24 protein-coding genes are annotated in these 20,867 nt (G+C 34.9%); 18 read left to right on the top strand and 6 right to left on the bottom strand.

Features of this window, described 5'->3' with window-relative positions; all coding sequences use genetic code 11:
- The 7 genes from BM383_RS17350 (at position 1) to BM383_RS17320 (ending at position 5,273) form a co-directional block, all read left to right on the top strand.
- On the top strand, positions 1–1,338 hold the full coding sequence (locus BM383_RS17350; protein ID WP_093026422.1) for a sigma-54-dependent transcriptional regulator: 1,338 nt from the start codon (positions 1–3) through the stop codon (positions 1,336–1,338).
- A gap of 190 nt (positions 1,339–1,528) precedes the next feature.
- Positions 1,529–1,885 (top strand): hypothetical protein, encoded by a 357-nt coding sequence (locus BM383_RS17345; RefSeq protein ID WP_143106460.1) that lies wholly within the window; start codon positions 1,529–1,531, stop codon positions 1,883–1,885.
- A 344-nt stretch (positions 1,886–2,229) separates the two neighbouring features.
- Positions 2,230–3,531 carry a Glu/Leu/Phe/Val family dehydrogenase gene (locus BM383_RS17340; protein WP_093026420.1) on the top strand — a complete coding sequence of 434 codons (1,302 nt, stop codon included), beginning with the start codon at positions 2,230–2,232 and terminating at the stop codon, positions 3,529–3,531.
- An 11-nt stretch (positions 3,532–3,542) separates the two neighbouring features.
- The gene (locus BM383_RS17335; protein WP_093026419.1) at positions 3,543–3,962 is read left to right on the top strand and encodes a GreA/GreB family elongation factor; all 420 of its coding nucleotides are present in this window, start codon (positions 3,543–3,545) and stop codon (positions 3,960–3,962) included.
- A gap of 8 nt (positions 3,963–3,970) precedes the next feature.
- Complete coding sequence (locus BM383_RS17330) at positions 3,971–4,360, top strand: hypothetical protein (RefSeq protein ID WP_093026418.1); 390 nt, start codon at positions 3,971–3,973, stop codon at positions 4,358–4,360.
- Positions 4,361–4,427: 67 nt separating this feature from the next.
- The gene (locus tag BM383_RS17325) at positions 4,428–4,655 is read left to right on the top strand and encodes a hypothetical protein (RefSeq protein ID WP_093026417.1); all 228 of its coding nucleotides are present in this window, start codon (positions 4,428–4,430) and stop codon (positions 4,653–4,655) included.
- Positions 4,656–4,673: 18 nt separating this feature from the next.
- Positions 4,674–5,273, top strand: coding sequence for an MCP four helix bundle domain-containing protein (locus tag BM383_RS17320; RefSeq protein ID WP_093026416.1), 600 nt, complete (start codon positions 4,674–4,676; stop codon positions 5,271–5,273).
- Between the two features lie 953 nt (positions 5,274–6,226).
- Here the strand turns inward: BM383_RS17320 and BM383_RS17315 are convergent.
- The 4 genes from BM383_RS17315 to BM383_RS17300 form a co-directional block, all read right to left on the bottom strand.
- Entirely contained in the window at positions 6,227–7,009 is a 783-nt protein-coding gene (locus tag BM383_RS17315) for a hypothetical protein (RefSeq protein WP_093026415.1), read from the bottom strand.
- Positions 7,010–7,032: 23 nt separating this feature from the next.
- Positions 7,033–7,773, bottom strand: coding sequence for an MIP/aquaporin family protein (locus BM383_RS17310; protein WP_093026414.1), 741 nt, complete (start codon positions 7,771–7,773; stop codon positions 7,033–7,035).
- 19 nt (positions 7,774–7,792) lie between these two features.
- Positions 7,793–9,292 carry a glycerol kinase GlpK gene (glpK, locus tag BM383_RS17305; protein ID WP_093026413.1) on the bottom strand — a complete coding sequence of 500 codons (1,500 nt, stop codon included), beginning with the start codon at positions 9,290–9,292 and terminating at the stop codon, positions 7,793–7,795.
- Positions 9,293–9,400: 108 nt separating this feature from the next.
- On the bottom strand, positions 9,401–10,975 hold the full coding sequence (locus tag BM383_RS17300) for a glycerol-3-phosphate dehydrogenase/oxidase (RefSeq protein ID WP_093026412.1): 1,575 nt from the start codon (positions 10,973–10,975) through the stop codon (positions 9,401–9,403).
- Positions 10,976–11,222: 247 nt separating this feature from the next.
- Here BM383_RS17300 and BM383_RS17295 point away from each other — a divergent pair, with 247 nt between their 5' ends.
- From BM383_RS17295 to BM383_RS17250, 10 genes are all read left to right on the top strand, one after another.
- Positions 11,223–11,993, top strand: a complete 771-nt coding sequence (locus BM383_RS17295; RefSeq protein WP_245766616.1) for a DeoR/GlpR family DNA-binding transcription regulator — start codon at positions 11,223–11,225, stop codon at positions 11,991–11,993.
- Positions 11,994–12,154: 161 nt separating this feature from the next.
- Positions 12,155–12,667, top strand: a complete 513-nt coding sequence (locus BM383_RS17290; RefSeq protein WP_093026411.1) for a GNAT family N-acetyltransferase — start codon at positions 12,155–12,157, stop codon at positions 12,665–12,667.
- 68 nt (positions 12,668–12,735) lie between these two features.
- Positions 12,736–13,362, top strand: coding sequence for a carbonic anhydrase (locus BM383_RS17285; protein ID WP_093026410.1), 627 nt, complete (start codon positions 12,736–12,738; stop codon positions 13,360–13,362).
- Between the two features lie 152 nt (positions 13,363–13,514).
- On the top strand, positions 13,515–14,642 hold the full coding sequence (bshA, locus tag BM383_RS17280) for an N-acetyl-alpha-D-glucosaminyl L-malate synthase BshA (RefSeq protein WP_093026409.1): 1,128 nt from the start codon (positions 13,515–13,517) through the stop codon (positions 14,640–14,642).
- Entirely contained in the window at positions 14,617–15,084 is a 468-nt protein-coding gene (locus tag BM383_RS17275) for a protease complex subunit PrcB family protein (protein ID WP_177229158.1), read from the top strand. The genes bshA and BM383_RS17275 overlap by 26 nt, the downstream gene beginning before the upstream one ends.
- Positions 15,085–15,570, top strand: coding sequence for a hypothetical protein (locus BM383_RS17270; protein ID WP_093026407.1), 486 nt, complete (start codon positions 15,085–15,087; stop codon positions 15,568–15,570).
- Complete coding sequence (locus BM383_RS17265) at positions 15,567–16,208, top strand: SanA/YdcF family protein (RefSeq protein WP_093026406.1); 642 nt, start codon at positions 15,567–15,569, stop codon at positions 16,206–16,208. The genes BM383_RS17270 and BM383_RS17265 overlap by 4 nt, the downstream gene beginning before the upstream one ends.
- Before the next feature lie 107 nt (positions 16,209–16,315).
- On the top strand, positions 16,316–17,113 hold the full coding sequence (locus BM383_RS17260) for an HAD-IIA family hydrolase (protein WP_093026405.1): 798 nt from the start codon (positions 16,316–16,318) through the stop codon (positions 17,111–17,113).
- A 103-nt stretch (positions 17,114–17,216) separates the two neighbouring features.
- On the top strand, positions 17,217–17,870 hold the full coding sequence (locus tag BM383_RS17255; protein ID WP_143106459.1) for a hypothetical protein: 654 nt from the start codon (positions 17,217–17,219) through the stop codon (positions 17,868–17,870).
- Complete coding sequence (locus BM383_RS17250; protein WP_093026403.1) at positions 17,854–18,495, top strand: hypothetical protein; 642 nt, start codon at positions 17,854–17,856, stop codon at positions 18,493–18,495. Before BM383_RS17255 ends, BM383_RS17250 begins: the two co-directional genes overlap by 17 nt.
- A 17-nt stretch (positions 18,496–18,512) precedes the next feature.
- Here BM383_RS17250 and BM383_RS17245 read toward each other — a convergent pair whose 3' ends face one another.
- Complete coding sequence (locus tag BM383_RS17245) at positions 18,513–19,379, bottom strand: aldo/keto reductase (protein WP_093026402.1); 867 nt, start codon at positions 19,377–19,379, stop codon at positions 18,513–18,515.
- Complete coding sequence (locus BM383_RS17240) at positions 19,376–19,687, bottom strand: hypothetical protein (RefSeq protein ID WP_093026401.1); 312 nt, start codon at positions 19,685–19,687, stop codon at positions 19,376–19,378. The genes BM383_RS17245 and BM383_RS17240 overlap by 4 nt, the downstream gene beginning before the upstream one ends.
- A gap of 146 nt (positions 19,688–19,833) precedes the next feature.
- On the opposite strand from BM383_RS17240, the gene BM383_RS17235 reads away from it, so the two are divergent.
- Positions 19,834–20,841: an alpha/beta fold hydrolase gene (locus tag BM383_RS17235; RefSeq protein ID WP_093026400.1), complete on the top strand. Its 1,008-nt coding sequence runs from the start codon at positions 19,834–19,836 to the stop codon at positions 20,839–20,841.
- The last annotated feature ends 26 nt before the right edge of the window (positions 20,842–20,867 follow it).

Below are 20,867 nucleotides of genomic sequence, written 5' to 3'. Positions count from 1 at the left end.
ATGCAGTTACGAAAAGAAAATATTTTAATAGTTGATGATGATGTAAATATTTTAGAGTTGTTGCAGCGTCATTTAAAATCGTGGAACTTTTATTCCTACAAAGCGGTTTCTGTAAAAGAAGCGGTGACTATTCTAAGAGATACCCCCATAGATTTATTGATTACCGATTTGCGAATGCCCGAAATAGATGGGGAAGAATTGCTAAAGTTTACAGCAGAGCATTACCCTAACTTACCTAAGTTGGTGGTCACGGGCTATCCTTCGGCACAAAGTTCGCTAGAAGCTATTAAATCTGGCGTTACCGAATATCTTACCAAACCTTTTACCAAGGACGAATTAGAAGCCGCTATTCAAAAATCATTAGCAGCAAAAGTTTCCAAGACTATCTCAAAGGTGGTGACCAAGCAAGAAAGTAATGCACGCAAAGAAGGCTATGGAAACATTATTGGGAATTCGGAAAAATTGCAAGATGTTTTTCAGATCATCGAACGGGTGAAAGACAACAAGGCTACTATTTTTATCAAAGGAGAAAGTGGTACGGGAAAAGAATTGGTAGCAAGAGCAGTGCATTACGAGGGTAAGTTTGCCAAAGCGCCTTTTATAGCGGTGAATTGTGGCGCTATTCCAGAGAACTTATTAGAATCAGAACTCTTTGGGTATACCAAAGGAGCTTTTACTGGAGCCGATAGCAACAGAGATGGTTTTTTTCAGGCAGCCAATGGTGGTACTATTTTTTTAGATGAAATAGGAAATGCTTCCGCAGCCGTTCAGAATAGATTGTTGCGCGTGTTACAAGAAAAAGAAGTAACCAAAGTAGGGACGCAAAAGCCCGAGAAAATAGATGTACGCATTATTGCGGCTACCAATAGCAACCTCAAAGAAATGATAACGAAACAAGGTTTTAGAGAAGATTTGTATTACCGACTTACGGTAGTAGAAATTGCTTTGCCACCGTTAAAAGATCGTAAAGATGATATTCCGTTGCTGGTAGATAAGTTTTTGTTTAAATATGGAGTAGAGTACAAAGATAAGTTTGTGAGTATAACGCCAGAGGCTTTGGCCATTTTGCAGCGCTACAATTGGCCGGGAAACATTCGGGAGTTAGAAAACATAGTGCAACGTGCTGTGATTATGTGTAACACAACAGTAGATGTAACACATTTACCAGATTCGTTGAAGTTTGCCATAGATTTCCCAGATGAAGAATTGCTACCGCTTAAAGAAATAGAAAAACAATACATTAGAAAAGTGTTGAATGCTACGCAACAGAACAAAACCAAAGCAGCAGCCATTTTAGGAATCACCCGCAAAACATTGCGTCAAAAACTAGACGATTAGCTGGGGGAAAATTATCCAGCTGGTACTTTTTTACCCGGTTGTTCTGATGCTATAAAAAATCATTTTGAGGTTAAATAGTTGTAAAACAGTGTATTAATATTTTTAATGCACTGTTTTGTTTTTTTGGTACTAGGCTTGCTTCTATAGTTACGAAAACAAAATCAAATAGTGTAACGTAAAATAGATGCGTATGAAAAAGTTAATAGTAGCAAGTTTTTTAGCTTTAGGAATGTATGGTGTCAATGCTCAGGAGCAACAACCATCTCAGGTGCAAGAAGGAACTGTTTTAGAAATTGCAAAACCAGCGGGTAGTGAATATCAGCATATCAATTTTCCTAAAAAGAATATCATCATCAAACGTGGCGGTATTGCTAGTGACAAATTGGTATATGGCGAAAAAGTAGTGGTTACCCAAGTAACTCAAAAGAAAGATGGTACCACTCAGATTCGTATTAAACCTGTAGATGGTACTCGTTTTTACAGAGCTTTGCGTAGTGTAACGGTAGATTATGACCAAGCCATAGCAGCCGGAGAACTTACAAAATAGACTTATTTTTAGTTAGTTGTTATAGGGAAGGAAAGATCCTCTTTTGTTTGGTACAGAAGGGGATTTTTTTATGGTAGCTATTCTATTTTTTGACCAATTTAAAACTAGATACATTTTACCCGGCCGGGTAGTTTCTACTCACTTACTTTTTTGAAGTAAAACAACTAGGAGGTTATAAAATATTGAAAATGATTCAATTGAAAAATAGCTTAGATATTAGCGTTTGCTTCGGCATGGGTATTGGTATATAACTATCAAACATTGCTATGAATATGAAAAAGATTCATGAATGCTAATAACATGAATTGGTACATGTACATCAGCAGCAATGAACAAGAAAAATTATGTCAGTAATCACAAAAGAACCCAAAAAAAAGTCAGTACAGCTTCCTGCCCAAGGCATGATGGAAAATGTAATGCAACAGTTTAACAAAGCCGCCGATTATGTAGGGTTACATCCTAACATCCGCAAGATCTTAGAAATCACCAATAATGAGCTGGTAGTGAAATTTCCAGTGAAAATGGATAACGGAGAAGTGGAAGTTTTTACAGGTTACAGAGTGCAGCACAACAACGCTTTAGGACCTTACAAAGGAGGATTGCGCTATCACCCAACGGTAGATATAGATGCAGCAAGAGCTTTAGCCATGTGGATGACCTGGAAAACATCATTAGCTGGTTTGCCTTACGGTGGCGGAAAAGGAGGAATTCAATTAGATCCGTCTAAATATTCAGCAAGCGAATTGGAACGTATTACACGTAGATTCACGTTTGCGTTGGCTGATAATATAGGACCAGAACACGATATTCCCGCTCCCGATGTTAATACCAATAGCCAAACCATGGCATGGATTGCCGATACCTATATGAGCACCCGTTCTCCTGCCGAACGCACAGCCAATCAACACGTAGTAACCGGAAAACCTGATGGCAGTGGCGGATTAGAAGGACGCGATAGAGCTACCGGATACGGAGTGTATTTGTCTATTAAGTTTTGGATAGCACAACAAGGAGAAACACTTGAAAATAAAACATTCATAGTTCAAGGATTTGGAAATGTAGGCTATTGGGCTTCGCACTTTTTAGAAGCAGAAGGAGCCAAATTGGTTGCAGTGCAAGATGCTTCAGGAAGTATTTATCATAAAGAAGGAATCTCAGTAGCAGCGCTTTCAGCATATGTAAACAATGGTGGTACTGTAGCTAGTTACCAACAAGCTCATAGTATTGCTAATGATGCTTTCTTTGGAACGGAGTGCGACATTTGTATTCCGGCTGCCTTAGGAAATCAAATTACCGAAACCAATGCAGGCACTATTAAAGCCAAGTTGGTAGCAGAAGGAGCAAACGGCCCCATCAGTGTAGCAGGTGAACAAATACTGCTAGACAAAGGAATAGTGGTGATTCCTGATATTCTGTGTAATTCAGGAGGCGTTATTGGTAGCTATTTTGAATGGTTGCAAAACAGAAATGGCGAGTTATGGCTATTAGATGAGGTGATGGCAAAATTATACAAAAAGTTGTCTGAAGCCTATACTAAAGTTGCTAATTACGCTGCTTTGGAAGGAATCGATTTACGAACCGCAGCGTACTGTATTGCTATCAAAAGAATTGAAAAAGCATACATTCTAAGAGGAATTTTTCCTTAAATACAAGATTCATGATGTACCCAAAAATACTATTAGAAAAACGAGAGTATGTGTACATCAAGCGTATGCTTAGTATACTGGAGTTTACGGCAGATGTTACCGCACATCAATTGGTAGTTCAGTGGCATCAAAAGTTGGCTAATGCAGTGATTTTAGATGAAGAACTGTTACCTTTAAACATCATTCGTTGCTACAGTAAAGTGCGTATACAATCGGCAACAGAAAGCACTAAGCAATTGCAATTAGTATTGCCAGCCGAGGTGCATGCGAAAAACAACAAAGTATCTGTGTTGTCCCCAATAGGCTTGGCGCTGTTGGGGCATGCACAAGGCAATACTATACTGTACACACATGCAGCTCAGGAAGAACTGTATACCATTATAGAAGTTACGCAAGATGTGGAGCAGCATAGTATAAAAGCATTTATGTAGCAAAAGATATGAATACCGAATTGACGTACACAGAAGAATTGAACAGAAAGCTGTGTATAGAAAAAGATTTGCTTGAGCTGTCGGGATGGATGGAGATGTTAAACCAAATAAATGATGAGATTGTGTATTTCAGAATTTTTGAATCAAAATTGATCAAAGATATGCAGCTAGCCAACCGATTGTTACAAGTTAGAAGAAAAAATACGCTTCTCATGGGAAATTATTGCACTTATGAAAAAGAACTAAAATTAGAATTAGAGTACGGTAAAAATGCTTACGATATGGCAAGAGCAACATTGCATGAGCGAAAAAGAAATGAATATGCCACTATGTTACAAGCTTTTTCAGTACTTAAAAAAAGTATTTTCCAACAAATAGCCAAGTATCAGCGCTCTTAGAGCATTGCCTCCCATATTTGGTTAAAGAAGCGTTCTGTATAACCCAAAAAATGAATTGTAAAAAATCATGGAAGTTTTAAAAAGTTTACTGCAAGATGCCCACAATTTTGAAGCTAGTAAAATGACCAACATGACAACTAGTGACCGTGTTGAAGCATCGAGAGAAGCCAAACGTCTTATTTTAGGAATCAACGAGTTTTACAAAGAAACCAAAGATCCTGATTTAATGGACGTGATGAAACAGCTTACAGATAAAAAGAAAAAGATAGAAGTACGGTTGAAAGGAAGAAGTTAAACACAAAAAATAGCGCCTATGAAATTCAGTAATAAAATAAAATGGATAGCCAGTATTTTGTTGGTTTTTTTAATTGTATTGAGTACCAATTTAATAGATAGAGCCAATTTTAATCGCATCAATGGAGCTGTGACTACCATTTATGAAGACAGAATGGTAGCAACAGCAATTTTGATGGATATGGTAATTCATATCAAAGACAAAGAAGTGGCGCTATTGTCTTCGGACACTGTATATTCTAACAAAGAAAATAAAGCCATAAACAAAGCCATAGCCAGTAATATGGAGGCTTTTAAAAAAACCAAACTTACAGACGGCGAACAGATTGTTTTTGACAATTTAGAAGGAAAAATCAATGAATTGATACAGCTAGAGCGTAACCATGGCATTGCTAAAGAAGTCATTTTACAAAAAACAGCTGTTATTGTAGAAAAACTGCAAGAACTTTCTGAAATTCAGTTAAAAGAAGGCAAACAACAAATGCTAATTAGTAACAATGCCATGAAGATTATTAATTGGTTTACCAAAGGCGAAATCATTTTTCTGATTCTCATAGCCATATTATTGCAGGTGATTATATTTTATAAACCTGTTAAAGCCTACGAAGATAGTCACTAGACATACATTAAATATGTTGATGTATGTGCATCATTTATAGTTTAAAACAAGAAAACAAATAGAGAGTAGTGTGCAAAACCTGTGATGTTTATACTACACAGGTTTTCATACGTATTTTAAACATTTCTAAACTAAATAGATGGCTTTTTGTTTACTGGGTTGAGCGTGTATTTATATGTTTTTGATGCTCCATAAACTGTTTTTGACGCTCCATAAATTGTTTTTGATGTTCCATAAATTGTTTTTGACGCCACATAAACTGTTTTTGATGTTACATAAATTGTTTTTGACGCTCCATAAACTGTTTTTGATGTTACATAAATTGTTTTTGATACTCCATAAATTGTTTAGTTTACGAAAAAAACTGTTGTGTTTGTAGTAAACTATGTTTTGTTTGCTCTATAAACTGTTTTTAAAATGATAAACTATGTTTTGTTTGCTTTATCAAAAACAATTTATGGAAGGAACATGAGCTAAAATTTTATCAAGAACTTTACTGCTTTAAAGAAGCATATTTGGTATTACTAGGTGGTAAGTTACTCATAAAAATCAGAATATTAACGTAGTACCAGCATTTTTTTATCATAAAGTATAGGGACATCAACGGTACTCTACCTTTTCATGCATTATTACGGTATGTGTAAAAAAGTTGTATATTGGTAAGTGCAAAAATGAACTGTACAAAAACTGCGTTTGAAGTATATATTCACGTTCACTAACGAAACACAAGAGTGCCCGTTATGCAGCGCATAAGTAGGTATATGGTGTGGGGTTATGTAACTATAGGGCATACTTATACAAGTCGCTTTGCTTTTCAGCGACTTTTTGTTTTTATGGAAAGGTACACATCCTCAATACAACTAGGTCTATTCGTAACTTTCTTTGCTAAATATTTAAATAAAAAAAGTCGGCCCACAGGCCGACTTCTTTGTCTGTAAATAAACAAATCAAACTTAAAACAAATTAACTGCTACCTGAATGGCGCCGTAATCTTGAATGGTATTCCACATAGCTGTTGCAGATACCGGTATAGTAATTTTATCAAATACATTTAAATCTCTGTTATAAACCACCCCAATGTTGTTAAAACCAGATTTTGGTCCGTAGAAATTGGTATCGTCATCGGAAGTAGCTGAAAATGCAAAACCTGCATAAACACCTAACGACCAGTTTTCTTTTTGAGTTAAAATATATGATCCTTCTACATAATGAGAGAATGAGTTCTTCAATTCTCCGTTATCGTTTTCGTAAAAATCTCTTCCTAATACAATCGTAGCCCATGATAATTTTAAAGGAATCTTTTTAAAAGTATAAGCTGCAGAAACATCAATAAAGTGCGATGTTTTTCCGATGTCATAGTTAAAGATCTTCGCATCTGGATAATCACTATAATTATTAATATCCCAAATAGCAAAATTAAATCCGCCTGTTGTGTATGATACGTAATAATCAAATTCGTGATAATCACCATTAAATCCAGATCCACCCCACAAACCGGCTTTGAACTTTCCGTTTTTAGAAAGATAATTTACATCGGCCGCTGTCATAGGAGCATCGGTAACGCGATATCCTCTCCACAAGTGCATGTTTTTTACTTGTAGGTTGAAGTTAAATGGCTGATATTTTTCAACTTTTTCTTCATTTTTATCTTCTGAAATAGTTTCAGATTCTGTCTGTGCATAAACTCCTAGCTGACAAGAAAGCACAAGTATGGCTGTATAAAATATTTGTTTCATGATTACTTAAATTGAAATTACTACTAGGACGAAAGGGCTACAAATAAAAATGCTGCTAATGCACCACCCACAAGTGGACCTACAACAGGTACCCAAGCATACCCCCATCCACCATCGGTTTTACCTTTGATAGGTAGAATGGCATGCATAATTCTAGGTCCTAAATCACGAGCCGGATTGATAGCATATCCTGTAGTACCACCAAGTGATAAACCTATGGCCCACACTACAAACGATACAGGGATAGCTCCAATGGATCCTAATCCTACTTTTGTGGTTGTACCTACTGAGTCTGTAAATTCAGCCCCAGCAAAATATAATACACAAATGATCAAAACAAAGGTTCCAATGGCTTCACTTAACACGTTTCTAAACGAATTAGGGATCGCTGGAGCCGTACAGAAAACGGCTCTTTTGGCTCCGCCGTCTTCTGTAGCGTCAAAATGATCTTTATACATCAAGTAAACCAATGTAGCACCTATCATAGCTCCAATAAATTCGGCAGCCAAGTATGCTGGTACATCTGCCCATGGAAAACTACCAGCAATAGCTAAGCTTACTGTTACAGCCGGGTTTAAATGTGCCCCACTGTAAGGACCGGCAACAACTACGCCAACAAATACGGCCAAGGCCCATCCGGTAGTAATCACAATCCATCCGCTATTTTGTCCAATAGCTTTGTTTAAGTTTACGTTTGCTACAACTCCCCCTCCCAAAAGAATTAGTAGCGCAGTTCCTAATATTTCTGCAATAAATGGTGTCATTTTCTCTATAAGTTTTTAATTAATCTTCGTCAGCACTCCAAGCTTTCAATGCGTTTACAGCTCTGTACCAACCTTTAATTCCGTCTTCCACATTAGTTCTTTCTTCTGTAGGTTGAAATTGCTTGTCCTCTTCCCAGATTTCCTGAATTTCTTCCATACTATCCCAATATCCTACGGCAAGACCCGCTAAATAAGCCGCACCCAAGGCTGTAGTTTCGGTAACTTTTGGTCTGATGGTATTAGTGTTTAATACATCTGACTGGAATTGCATCAACATATCGTTTACAGAAGCTCCACCATCTACACGAAGTTCTTTAATTTCAATACCTGAATCTGCTTGCATTGCTTTTAGAATATCCATGGATTGGTAAGCAATAGCTTCCAGAGAGGCTCTAGCAATGTGAGCGTCTGTAGTACCACGTGTAATACCAAACATGGTTCCTCTTGCGTTTTGATCCCAGTGAGGGGCACCTAATCCAGCGAATGCTGGAATAAAGTAAACACCATCTGTAGAATCTACAGAAGTAGCTAATTTTTCAACATCGGCTGAGTGGGTGATAATTTGCAATCCATCGCGTAACCATTGTACTACCGCACCACCTATAAAAATACTTCCTTCAAAACAATATTCTGTTTTTCCATTGATTCTCCAGGCTACAGATGTAAGTAAGTTGTTTTTTGAGATTTTAGCTTCTTCACCAATATTCATCAACATAAAACATCCAGTTCCATAGGTGTTTTTAACCATACCTTCTTTGGTACACATTTGCCCGAATAATGCAGCCATTTGGTCACCAGCGATCCCTGCAATTGGAATTTTAGAAGCAAAAACGGTGGTTTTTGTATGACCGTAAATTTCACTAGAGTCTTTTACTTCTGGTAACATACTCTTTGGAATATCAAACAAGTCTAAAAGTTCATCATCCCAATCCATGGTGTGGATGTTAAAGAATAATGTTCTACAGGCATTGGTAGCATCTGTTACGTGTACTTCACCTTTGGTAAAGTTCCAAATTAACCAAGTATCAATGGTACCCATGATAAGATCTCCAGCTTCCGCTTTTTCGCGAGCACCTTCTACATTATCAAGAATCCATTTTACTTTTGTACCAGAAAAATAGGAGTCGATAACCAATCCTGTTTTCTCCTGAATCATTTTGGCCTTTCCGTTGGCTTTTAATTCTTCACAATATTTAGCAGTACGTTTATCCTGCCAAACTATTGCGTTGTAGATAGGTTGCCCAGTATTTTTGTCCCAAACAACAACCGTTTCACGTTGGTTGGTAATACCGATACCTTCAATGTTTTTACCGTTTAATCCTTTTTTAACGGTTGCTTCTGCAGCTACACCAGCTTGTGTAGACCAAATCTCTAAAGGGTCATGTTCTACCCATCCCGGTTTTGGGAAATACTGTGTAAATTCTTTTTGTGCTACTGAAACGATGTTCCCTTTTTTGTCAAAAAGGATAGCTCTGGAACTCGTGGTTCCTTGATCAAGAGCCATTATATATTTATCCATGATATAGTTGAAAAATAAACAGACTGAGCACTACTGAATCACAACAAATTAACGAGACTCAGTCTGTTTGGTTAAACAATAAATTTTATTTGATTTTGGTAATTTTGATTATCGTTGTAATGAATAATTAGAAGCCACCTTGGTAAATGCTGCTATTTGTTCTTGTTGCCAAGTAGCGTCTTTTCCAAGTTCTTCAGCCATAAGCTCTGCCACTCTAGGTGCCATTGCAATAGCCGCTTCTGCATTTAAAAATAAAGCTCTTACTCGTCTGGCTAGTACATCTTCCACGGTACGAGCCATCTCGTGTCTTGCTGCCCATACAACTTCTACTTCCAGATAAGGTAATTCGGGGTGTAAGGTATTACCTAAATGTGGAGTTTGTTGTATTAATTTATGAAGCTCTTTTTGATCGGAGCCATAAATGTATAGGTGATCGCTTCTATCGGTTGTACTTGTAGAACCGTGAATTTTTAATTCTTTTGTTTTACAAGGTTTATTTGGTAATTGATTTTCTTGAATAGCACGGTCAATAGTATCTTGAGCCATTCTTCTGAAAGTAGTCCATTTACCACCAGTGATGGTTACCAATCCAGATTTTGAAACCAATATTTTATGACTTCTAGAAATTTCTTTCGTTTTAGAAGAGTCATCTTTTGGAGCTGCTAGTGGTCTAAGTCCTGCGAAAATACTTAGTACATCTTTTCTAGAAACCGGCTTCGTCAAGTAATCATTTGCGGTTTGAAGAATGAATTTAATTTCTTCTTCAAGCGCGGTAGGTTCTAAACTGTGCTCTTCTAAAAGTGTATCGGTAGTACCAACAACTACTTTATCATGCCATGGCACTAAGAAAAGTACACGTCCGTCACTTGTTTTAGGAATCATAATGGCGTCATTACCCGGTAAGAATGATTTATCTAAAACTAAGTGAACTCCTTGACTTGGTCTCACCATTTGGCGAGCCCCAGGATTATCCATTTTCAAAATGTCATCTGTGAAGATACCTGTAGCATTGATAACAGATTTAGCCGTAAAGGTGTAACTTTTTCCTGTTTCATTATCTTTCGCTACTACACCGTTCACTTTTCCATTAGCATCTTTCGTTACGTTTTCAACTCTAAAGTGATTTAGAATGGTTGCACCTTGTTCTACACAGGTTTGTGCTACATTTACTGCTAGTCTTGAATCATCGAACTGACCGTCATGATACACAACACCACCTTTAAGTTTAGATGGTTTTACAGTACTAATTCTCTTTAAAGTTTCTTTTTTTCCAATATGAACAGATTTACCTAAGCTTAATTTTCCAGCAAGAAAATCATATACTTTAAGTCCAACTGTATAGAAAATACCATCCCAATAAGAATAATTAGGAATAATAAAGGTTTGATCTTTTGCCAAATGCGCTGCATTTTTCAAAAGTAATCCACGCTCGTACAACGCTTCTTTTACCAAGTCTACATTACCTTGTGCAAGGTAACGCACACCACCATGTACCAATTTTGTACTACGGCTAGATGTTCCTTTAGCAAAATCAACTTGTTCTAATAATAAGGTTTTAAAACCTCTTGCTACACTGTCCAGGGCAACTCCTAATCCGGTTGCTCCACCACCAATAACAACGACATCATAGTCAGCATTGCTTTCTAAATCTTTTGTTATGGATGTTCTATTATAAATATTCACTTTTGAATAGTTTTAATTTGTTTCATTTGGTTTCAAATGTAAACGGTTAATTTTAAATTTCAAAATAAATTAATAAAAAAATGAAATATAATAAAAATTATTATCGCTATTTTAGCATTATAATAATAGCGTTAGTTAAGGTTTTCTTAATGAAATCAATGTTTTAAGCTGTTTGTAGCTTGAGAAAACGTTTTCAGTTTCGTTAGGTTTCGTTTTGAGAATCGTTAAGTAACTTTAATATATTTGTATGAATTCTGATACCATGAAAAGACATCAAACTATTTTAAGGAAGATAGAAGAACATAAATATGTGGAAGTAGCAGATTTATGTAAAGAATTAAATGTTTCTGCAGTAACCATTCGTAAAGATTTAAAATTTCTGGAAGAGAAGGGGTTGTTACATAGGACTCATGGAGGTGCTTCTTTAGATGATCCTTATATAAGCGACCGTTCTGTAAATGAAAAAGAAAAAATTAAAGTAGAAGAGAAGTCTACTATCGCTAAGGAAGCGGCAAAGCGTGTAAAGGAACATGATTCTATTTTAATAGCTTCGGGAACTACGGTTCAGGCACTTGCAAAAGCTATAGAGGTAAAAGAAAAGCTTACCGTAATCACTGCATCTTTAAATGTAGCTCAGGAATTAATTAGGTATAAACATATAGATGTGTTACAATTGGGCGGTTATGTACGTCATAGTTCGTCTTCTGTTGTTGGAGTACAAGCGGCTTTTATCCTGGAGAACATTAGCTGTAGTAAATTGTTTTTAGGTGTAGATGGTATTGATCTTGAATATGGTTTGAGTACAACACATTTAGAAGAAGCACAGTTGAACCAGAAAATGATCAAAGCAGCAGAACGCACCATAGTATTAGCCGATAGTTCTAAGTTTGGAAAAAAGAGTTTTGGAAGAATTTGTAGTTTAGATGATATTGATGAGATTATTACCGATAGCGGTATTTCAAAATCGATTCTGCCAATGTTAGAAGAAAAAGGAATAGTAGTTACCATTGTAGATTAATTTTTATGAAGAAGAAAATCAAATACAGTTTCTTTTTTGCTTTGTTTATTTTTGTTGCTATTACTGGCCTTAATCTTTTTGGATTGTATTTTGCGCTTTCTGTTCCTGTTTTCATGTTTGTTTTTTTGATTGTTTCGCAATTAGCAAAAAAGAAGTAATCAATGTTTCCAGAACTACAAGTAGAAGGATTACTACTGAAGGAAATTCATCCTGATGATATTATCCATATACATAAAGGATTGTCAGATCCCGCAGTTATTAAATATTATGGTGTAAGTTTTCTAACATTGGAGGAAACGAAAACGCAAATGACATGGTATCAAAATTTGCAGCAAACTGGTACAGGTATTTGGTGGAAGATTATGGACAAAGAAAACAATTTTTTGGGAGCTTGCGGTTTCAATGACATGACTTCTGAAAAAGCCGAAATAGGATATTGGCTTTTACCTCAATTTTGGGGTAAAGGAATTGCAAAAAGAGCTGTAACCGCTATTCTAAACTTTTCCAGGGACACTTTACATCTCAAAAGAGTAGAAGCTTTTTTGGATAGTGAAAACAAGGCTTCAAAAATCATTTTAGAAAAATGTGGTTTCAAATGGATTCGATCACAAGAAAATGCAGCAGTAAAAGACGGTAGAAACATTACCTTAGAACTTTGGATAAAACTTAATTAATTGTAAAATTCTCAAGGCTACCTCTATGCTTTTTTTAAATTTGCATTATAACCATAAAGACTTGAAAATTGGATATTAAAAAAATCTTCGAGAACAATAAAGACTGGGTTCAAGAAAAATTAAGCCTGGACAAAGATTATTTCAACGAATTAGCAAAAGGTCAAAGTCCTGAAATCTTATATATTGGATGTTCAGATAGCCGTGTAACCGCAGAGGAAGTTATGGGTGCAGGACCTGGAGAAGTTTTTGTTCATAGAAACATTGCCAACATGGTTCCAAATACAGATATTAATGCGATGTCTGTAATCAACTATGCAGTATCTCATTTGAAAGTAAATCATGTAGTGGTTTGTGGTCATTACAATTGTGGTGGCGTAAAGGCTGCTATGCAATCTGAAGATCTTGGACTTCTAAATCCGTGGTTAAGAAACATTCGCGATGTATATCGTCTTCATAAAGATGAATTAAATGCTATTGAAGATGAAACAGCAAAATACAATCGTTTGGTAGAGTTAAATGTACAAGAACAGTGTGTAAACGTAATTAAAACAGCAGATGTTCAGAAAGCTGTACGCGAACGTGAAATTACCGTTCACGGTTGGGTTTTTGATCTTCACACAGGTACAATAATCGACCTTAAAATAGACTTTGAAAAAATCTTGGAAGAAATCATGGAGATTTACAAATTGTCATAGTTCGTAAGTCACTTTAAAATATAAATGTAAGAGGTTGAATAGATTCGTAAGATGTGTTCAACCTCTTTCTGTTAATGGCTTTAACAAAATTGTAACAAACCTAAAAAAAGTTAGTCGTACATTTGAAAACCAAATAATAAGTTAGTGAAACAATGAAAATAGGAATTGTATGTTATCCCACCTTTGGGGGAAGTGGTGTAGTAGCTACAGAACTTGGAATGGCTCTTTCCAACAGAGGACATGAAATTCATTTTATTACGTACAAACAACCGGTAAGGCTTGCATTATTGGGGAGTAATATTCATTTTCATGAAGTTCACGTACCCAAATATCCATTGTTTCATTACCAACCCTATGAGTTAGCCTTGTCCAGCAAATTGGTGGATATGGTAAAACTATATGGAATTGAATTATTGCATGTTCATTATGCCATTCCGCATGCATATGCAGGATATATGGCCAAGCAAATGTTAGAAGAAGAAGGTATTTATATTCCTATGGTTACCACACTTCATGGAACCGATATTACTTTGGTAGGAAATCATCCTTTTTATAAACCAGCCGTAACTTTCAGTATTAACAAATCAGATATTGTAACTTCTGTTTCCGAAAGTTTAAAAGCAGATACCTTGCGTCTTTTTGATATAAAGAATGATATAGAAGTAATTCCAAACTTTATAGATGCCCACGCTTATAAAACACAATTTACCGATTGTCAGCGTGGAATGATGGCTAAAGAAGGAGAGCGCATAATTACCCACGTGAGTAATTTTAGAAAAGTAAAACGTATACAAGACGTTGTTCAAATTTTCTATAGAATTCAAAAAGAGATTCCTGCCAAACTGATGATGGTAGGGGAAGGACCCGAAAAAGAAAAAGCTGAATTGCTTTGCGAAAAATTGGGAATAGAAAATAAAGTAATGTTCCTTGGGAATAGTAACGAAATAGACAGAATTTTATGTTTTTCAGATCTATTTTTATTACCATCGGAAACCGAGAGTTTCGGTTTGGCGGCATTGGAAGCTATGGTCAATAGAACTCCGGTAGTTTCTAGCAATACTGGCGGAATTCCCGAAGTAAACAGACAAGGTGTTACCGGCTTTTTAAGTGAAGTAGGTAATGTAGATGAAATGGCTGAAAATGCTTTAAAAATCTTGAAAGAAGATGCTTCTCTTGAGAAATTTAAGCAACAAGCCAGAAAAGAATCAGAAAAATTTGATGTAAACAATATAGTTCCGTTATATGAAGCTATCTATGAAAAAGCTTTTAAGCACGCTTAGTATTTTAAGTTTCTTGATTTTTATGAGTTGTGATAGTACAGAAAAGGTCGTTGCAGCTTCTAAGAAACAAGAACCAACATGGGAGGTTTTACTTCAAAAATCCCATGGAGGTCCGGAAGATGCAAAAATTATTGTAGCAAAAGAGCCTTCTATTGTAGAAGAATTTTATGCTCAAATAAATACAAACGTTTCACCTGGCTACGAAATACCAGCTTTAGATTATTCCAAAGAAATGTTGCTCATTTTGTGTATGGGTCAAAGAAGTACAGGAGGTTATGCTATAAATGTTACTGATATAGAAGAAACTACTAGTATGATCAAAGTTACTGTAGCAGAAACTTCTCCAGAACCGGGAGGTTTAGTAACCACCGCTTTGACAAGTCCTTTTACAATAGTTAAAACCAAGTATAGCGATAAAAAGGTAGTTTTTAATAAAAAGTAATTGCAGAAAAAATATCATAAAGGAAACTTTTTTAAACATACCTATTGCGTTTTTAAACAGGTAATTAAAGAAGATTTTCCTTTTCAAAACGAAAAACCACATTATAAAAGTAAATCTGGATCAAGCTATTTTTATACTGAAGAAGGAGTTTTTCGAGTTGCAAATCACTGGGGAAGAGCAGCCAATTGCAGATGGCGAATTGCATCCATTCCAACAGCAAAAAAAGATCGAGTTAAAATTGGTTTTGCCCGTTGGACAGACTTTTATAGTGATAGCGAAACAGAGAAACTCTATGTAATCACAATAAATGGTAATGATATTGAGTTTCAACATAAAGATGCATTTCCATCTGAAAACAAAATAAAACGAACTGCGGCCGATACTGCAAAAACTATAAGAAAGATTAAAAAACTTCAGGAAGGTAAAAATCCTACTATTTCAGAAGAACAAGCACAAACAGAGATTCGAAAACTTATTTATACATGAAAAAACTAAGAAAGATGATACAAATATTCTTTATACTCATATTGGTATTGGTAATCATCATTTTTAGTGTAGATTTTTTGGTCAACAAAGATACTGAGGGAAGTACTTTTTCTAGTGTAGAAAGAATAGCATCTCAGAAAGTCGGGTTGCTTTTGGGTACCTCCAAATACATCAGAAGAGGAGAACTCAATAAATATTATGAGAATAGGATAGATGCTGCTGTAGCGCTTTACAAAGCTGGGAAAATCAATTATATTTTAGTTAGTGGTGATAACGGAACTCTAGAGTATAACGAACCCATAACTATGAAAAATGATTTGATAGAAAGGGGTGTTCAAGAAGAATGTATTTATTTGGATTACGCAGGGTTTAGAACCTTAGATTCTGTAGTACGCTGTAAAGAAATATTTGGCCAAACCGAAATTATTGTCATTTCTCAAAAATGGCATAACCAACGTGCTATTTATATAGCGGAATCTAAGGGAATGAAGGCTACTGGGTTTAATGCAAAGGATGTTTCCGTGAGCTATGGTTTCAAAACTCAAATGCGTGAAAAGTTAGCAAGATGTAAAATGGTTTTAGATCTTATGTTTGGAAAAAGGCCCAAATTTGGTGGAGAAAAAATTGAAATAGAATAAAACGAAATAGGTTGCAATCCACTTCACAAAAATTTAATCTTCAAAAAGGGATGTTTATTTAACTAAACATTTTTTAATTACTATTTTTGACGTTAAATATACTAGAGATGAAAAAAGGTTTTTTAATTGATATGGATGGTGTAATTTATGGAAATAACACCTTAATTCCCGGAGCAGATAAATTTATAGCTGAGTTACAAGAAAAGGATATTCCTTTTTGTTTCATGACCAATAATAGCCAGCGTACACCATTGGATGCAGTGAATAAATGTGCTCGTTTAGGAATTCATATCAAAGAAGAAAATGTATATACAAGTGCCATGGCAACTTCATGGTTTTTATCTTTTATGAACCCAAACGGAACCGCGTATGTTCTTGGTGAAGGCGGTTTGATTACTAGTTTGCATCAACAAGGTTATGTAATGGTGAATCAAGATCCGGATTTTGTGGTAGTTGGTGAAGGTAGAAATTTCACTCTTGAAATGGTAAATACTGCTGTGAACATGATCTTAAACGGCGCTAAGTTGATCGCTACAAACTTAGACCCTTCTCCAAAAATTAAAGGTTGGGATAATTTAGGAATTAAGGCCATAGTTAAAATGATTGAAGAAGCTTCCGGTAAACAAGCTTTTTCTGTTGGAAAACCAAGCCCGGTTATGATGAGAGCTGCCAGAAAGCATTTAGGTTTAGAAGCTCGTGAAACTATTGTTATAGGAGATACTATGGATACCGATATTCTTGGAGCTGTTCAACTAGGATACAAAACAGTACTTACTCTATCTGGTGTAACTCGAAAAGAAGAATTGGATAATTATGCTTTCAAACCTAATTTAATTGTAAACTCTTTAGCTGAATTAGATTTAGAGGAAGCACTCAAACTTTTGGATAGGGTGGAGAATTATTAAAAATTCAATCTATATAATTTTAATACAATAATTCTTTCAAAAAAAAGAATTAAATATACGCAACCAAAATTATCTTACGGTATCTTCATAAAAATATTCACCTATGAAGCACTTTTATAAGATAATTTTGGTTTTTTGTTTATTGATATTTCACGGTTGTGATGATTTTGATATAGAAAATAACAGAAGAATTCTTCTACATGGAACTGTTGTCAATTACAATGATGAACCTATAGAAAATATTAAGGTTAGTTATGTAGTGGACGGATCTACGCTGGGTTACGGACGTACGAATTCTAATGGATTTTATGAATTTTACTCTTTGGATAGTTCCGATGATTCAGCAATTTTAAAAGTGAATAAATCAAATTCCAGTACTAACTATTCATCGTATGATCGTTACTTAGGTGATGATAGAGATTCCAAAACAAGTTTTACCTACAACGTTACGCTGTATGATGCTGCAAATTTAGATATAGTGCTAAATAATACTTCAGGCACTTCTAGCACTATCAATTATCAAGTAATGTATCCTAGCGCTACGTGTAGTTTTTATGAAGATGAAGTTGAAATATATGGTGCTTCTGAGTGTTTTACGAATCAAGTAAATAATTATGATGAATCAAATACACATGTACAAATTCGAACGTTGCTAAATGAAGAGATTCAAATTGTTTACACTATAAATGATGAAGAGCCACAAAGCATATCACTAGTATTAACCCAATCTGACACTACTTATGAAATCGAATATTAAATTAGTACTAGTTTTTTGTGGATGTTTCTTTTGTCTCCATTTTGGATATGCTCAAGCAATAGTAGAAATTTCAGAAAATGACACAATAGATCTAGATATTGGAGGTTTTCAAATAGGATATCAATTTCCAGTGCCTCTCAATAAAAATAACAACTATAATGTTGGACTACAGTATGATCCCGGAATTGAATTGAAGTATTTTACCAATTTCAAAAGATCAGACGGTTTTATGAAACATATATTGTTAGGAATAAGTTTTAGCCGAATAGAGGCCACGGTAGATGATGTTTCAAAGATGGGTGCTTATAACAAAACTAGAGCTAGTACATTTCGAGTATTCACTGGATATGGGTTTTCTATTTCCAATAAGTTCGATGGAAATGTTCAATTGGGAGTTGGTAGTATTGGCTATAAAAATTACCATAATGATGATATCTTTTATGATAGAGGAACTTCTTATACTTTAACACCACAGCTACATTATACCATTTACAAATGGATTGGTGTTTATATTTCAACAGAATTTAGATATGACGATTTATACATAGATTCGCCTTCAAATGGAGATATCAATTTTAGAACTGGTCTTATGATGATTCCTTCTATTGGAATAGAAATTCCGTAAGTTTTATTTATAAAGAACTATGATTTGCTTTTAGCTTCTTTCTGCTTAAAGTGTTCTATAAAATGATCAGGGTGGGCACCAGTTCTTTCATTGGTGTCTAATCTATTTATAGTGTTAATTTCCAATGGAGTAAGTTCAAAATCAAAAACAGAAGCATTTTCAATAATTCTATTTTCATGCACACTTTTTGGAATGGTACAAATTCCTTTTTGCAGATTCCAACGAAGAATTATTTGAGCTGTGGATTTATTGTATTTCTTTCCAATCTCTTGTAGTGTTTCGTTATCTAAAATTCGTCCACGCATAAGAGGTGACCACGCTTGCATTTGAATGTTATGAAGTTTACAAAAATCAAGAATATCTTCTTGTACAAGTCTGGGATGAAATTCATTTTGTAGCACCATTGGTTTTATAGAACATTCTTTTACCAAAGTTTCTATATGATGTGGCATGCAATTACAAACTCCAATAGCTTTTACTTTACCAGTTTTATAGAGAGTTTCCATAGCCTTCCAGGTTTCGATATATAAGTCGGGCATTGGCCAATGTATCATATAAAGATCTATGTAATCTAATTGCAGCTTATTCAAAGAAATTTCGAAGGCTTTCAGTGTATTTTCATAACCATGATCATCATTCCAAACTTTGGTAGTCACAAAAATTTCTTCTCTGGGAATACTTGAATTTTTAATAGCATTGCCAACACCTTCTTCATTATTGTAATAACTCGCTGTATCAATAAGTCTATAACCATTGTCAAAAGCTGAAGCAATTGCCTTTTCAACCTCTTGACCATCTTTAGATTTATATACACCTAAACCTAAATAAGGCATTTGAATGTTGTTGTGTAACGTAGTCTTTTCTGAGATATCTGAAATGTTCATGATTTTTTTTGATTTAGTGCTGTAAATATTTCACTTTGTAACAATCCGCTTCCTCCGCCGTAATGTTGAATAACAGGAATGGAAAGTTCCTGTTCCAAAACATAATTTTCAATCTCTTTTTCTTCATCTGTAGACAATCCGTTTCCTAATAAGATGATTGAAAATCTGTTATCAACAAGTTGTTTTTTTGCTTTTTCAATACTGGATTCACCAGTACCTTTCCAATCTGGGTTTTTGTTGATCACACGTAACATGGTTTCCAAAATATCTTTGTCCTTACCTATGTACAATATGGAAATATTCTTCATACTTTTATAAAACTCAAAACTATCAATTATCTTTATCTGTAACAAACAGTACAGGATGCATTAGTAGTTATTTATAGATATTTTAACGGTGTGTTTTTAGTGCTGATAGTAAAAGTTTATAATTTTCAGCCTTTTAAATCCTTTTTATGAAAAGAACGCTAGTACTTTTATGTGTGCTTTTTAGCACAATATTATTTGCCCAAACAGATTCTACTTCGGTAACTGTAAAATCTTTAGATGCAAAATTAACAGGCTATGAATATCCTTATCCTGTTCTATATCTGATTCTTAAAGAACAGAAGGGAGTTTACAACATGGCTTACATGGATGTGAAACCCAAAAATTATAATGGAAGAAATGTACTGTTGTTTCATGGGAAAAATTTCAATGGAGCCTATTGGAAATCTACAATAGACACGTTAACAGCTCAAGGTTATAGAGTGATAGCTCCAGATCAAATAGGCTTTGGAAAATCTGATAAACCTGAAAATTTTCAATATTCTTTTGCTCAATTAGCACAAAATACGCGTGCTCTTTTGATGACATTGGAAATTGAAAAAACAGCTGTTTTAGGTCATTCCATGGGAGGAATGTTGGCCACACGTTTTGCATTGATGTATCCTGAAGTAACAGACAGGTTGGTTTTGGAAAATCCCATCGGATTAGAAGATTATCAAGCTAAAATACCCTATCTAAATGTAGATTGGTGGTATCAGAATGAGTTGAATAAAGACTATGCAATTATCAAAAAATATCAGAAAGATAATTACTATGGTGGAGTTTGGAAAGCAGATTATGATCCGTATGTAAATATTTTGGCAGGCTGGGCTCAAGGAAAGGATAAAGAATTAATCGCATGGAATAATGCATTGACTTATGATATGATTTTAACACAACCTGTAGTTCATGAATTTAAAGATCTCAAGTGTCCGGTTTTATTAATTATAGGTACAAGAGATAGAACGGCCATTGGAAAAGCTTTGGTTAAAAAAGAAGTCAAGGAAAGTATGGGACAATACAATAAATTAGGAAGAGAAACCCGAACCAAAATACCTAATTCTAAGTTGGTAGAAATAGAAAACGTTGGGCATATACCACATCTGGAAGCTTTTAAAAAGTTTATGGATCCTTTGCTCAATTTCTTAGCAAAATAAACTAAAAACCTCTAAAAATGATAAGT

Source organism: Pustulibacterium marinum (genome assembly GCF_900116665.1).
GTDB classification, from domain to species: Bacteria; Bacteroidota; Bacteroidia; order Flavobacteriales; family Flavobacteriaceae; genus Pustulibacterium; species Pustulibacterium marinum.
This window is presented reverse-complemented; position numbering and strand designations above follow the sequence as displayed.

Coding starts and splice junctions, on each gene's coding strand:
- BM383_RS17350 (WP_093026422.1), top strand. CDS start 1: ATGCAGTTACGAAAAGAAAATATTTTAATAGTTGATGATGATGTAAAT.
- BM383_RS17345 (WP_143106460.1), top strand. CDS start 1,529: ATGAAAAAGTTAATAGTAGCAAGTTTTTTAGCTTTAGGAATGTATGGT.
- BM383_RS17340 (WP_093026420.1), top strand. CDS start 2,230: ATGTCAGTAATCACAAAAGAACCCAAAAAAAAGTCAGTACAGCTTCCT.
- BM383_RS17335 (WP_093026419.1), top strand. CDS start 3,543: ATGATGTACCCAAAAATACTATTAGAAAAACGAGAGTATGTGTACATC.
- BM383_RS17330 (WP_093026418.1), top strand. CDS start 3,971: ATGAATACCGAATTGACGTACACAGAAGAATTGAACAGAAAGCTGTGT.
- BM383_RS17325 (WP_093026417.1), top strand. CDS start 4,428: ATGGAAGTTTTAAAAAGTTTACTGCAAGATGCCCACAATTTTGAAGCT.
- BM383_RS17320 (WP_093026416.1), top strand. CDS start 4,674: ATGAAATTCAGTAATAAAATAAAATGGATAGCCAGTATTTTGTTGGTT.
- BM383_RS17315 (WP_093026415.1), bottom strand. CDS start 7,009: ATGAAACAAATATTTTATACAGCCATACTTGTGCTTTCTTGTCAGCTA.
- BM383_RS17310 (WP_093026414.1), bottom strand. CDS start 7,773: ATGACACCATTTATTGCAGAAATATTAGGAACTGCGCTACTAATTCTT.
- glpK (WP_093026413.1), bottom strand. CDS start 9,292: ATGGATAAATATATAATGGCTCTTGATCAAGGAACCACGAGTTCCAGA.
- BM383_RS17295 (WP_245766616.1), top strand. CDS start 11,223: ATGAATTCTGATACCATGAAAAGACATCAAACTATTTTAAGGAAGATA.
- BM383_RS17290 (WP_093026411.1), top strand. CDS start 12,155: ATGTTTCCAGAACTACAAGTAGAAGGATTACTACTGAAGGAAATTCAT.
- bshA (WP_093026409.1), top strand. CDS start 13,515: ATGAAAATAGGAATTGTATGTTATCCCACCTTTGGGGGAAGTGGTGTA.
- BM383_RS17275 (WP_177229158.1), top strand. CDS start 14,617: ATGAAAAAGCTTTTAAGCACGCTTAGTATTTTAAGTTTCTTGATTTTT.
- BM383_RS17265 (WP_093026406.1), top strand. CDS start 15,567: ATGAAAAAACTAAGAAAGATGATACAAATATTCTTTATACTCATATTG.
- BM383_RS17260 (WP_093026405.1), top strand. CDS start 16,316: ATGAAAAAAGGTTTTTTAATTGATATGGATGGTGTAATTTATGGAAAT.
- BM383_RS17255 (WP_143106459.1), top strand. CDS start 17,217: ATGAAGCACTTTTATAAGATAATTTTGGTTTTTTGTTTATTGATATTT.
- BM383_RS17250 (WP_093026403.1), top strand. CDS start 17,854: ATGAAATCGAATATTAAATTAGTACTAGTTTTTTGTGGATGTTTCTTT.
- BM383_RS17245 (WP_093026402.1), bottom strand. CDS start 19,379: ATGAACATTTCAGATATCTCAGAAAAGACTACGTTACACAACAACATT.
- BM383_RS17240 (WP_093026401.1), bottom strand. CDS start 19,687: ATGAAGAATATTTCCATATTGTACATAGGTAAGGACAAAGATATTTTG.
- BM383_RS17235 (WP_093026400.1), top strand. CDS start 19,834: ATGAAAAGAACGCTAGTACTTTTATGTGTGCTTTTTAGCACAATATTA.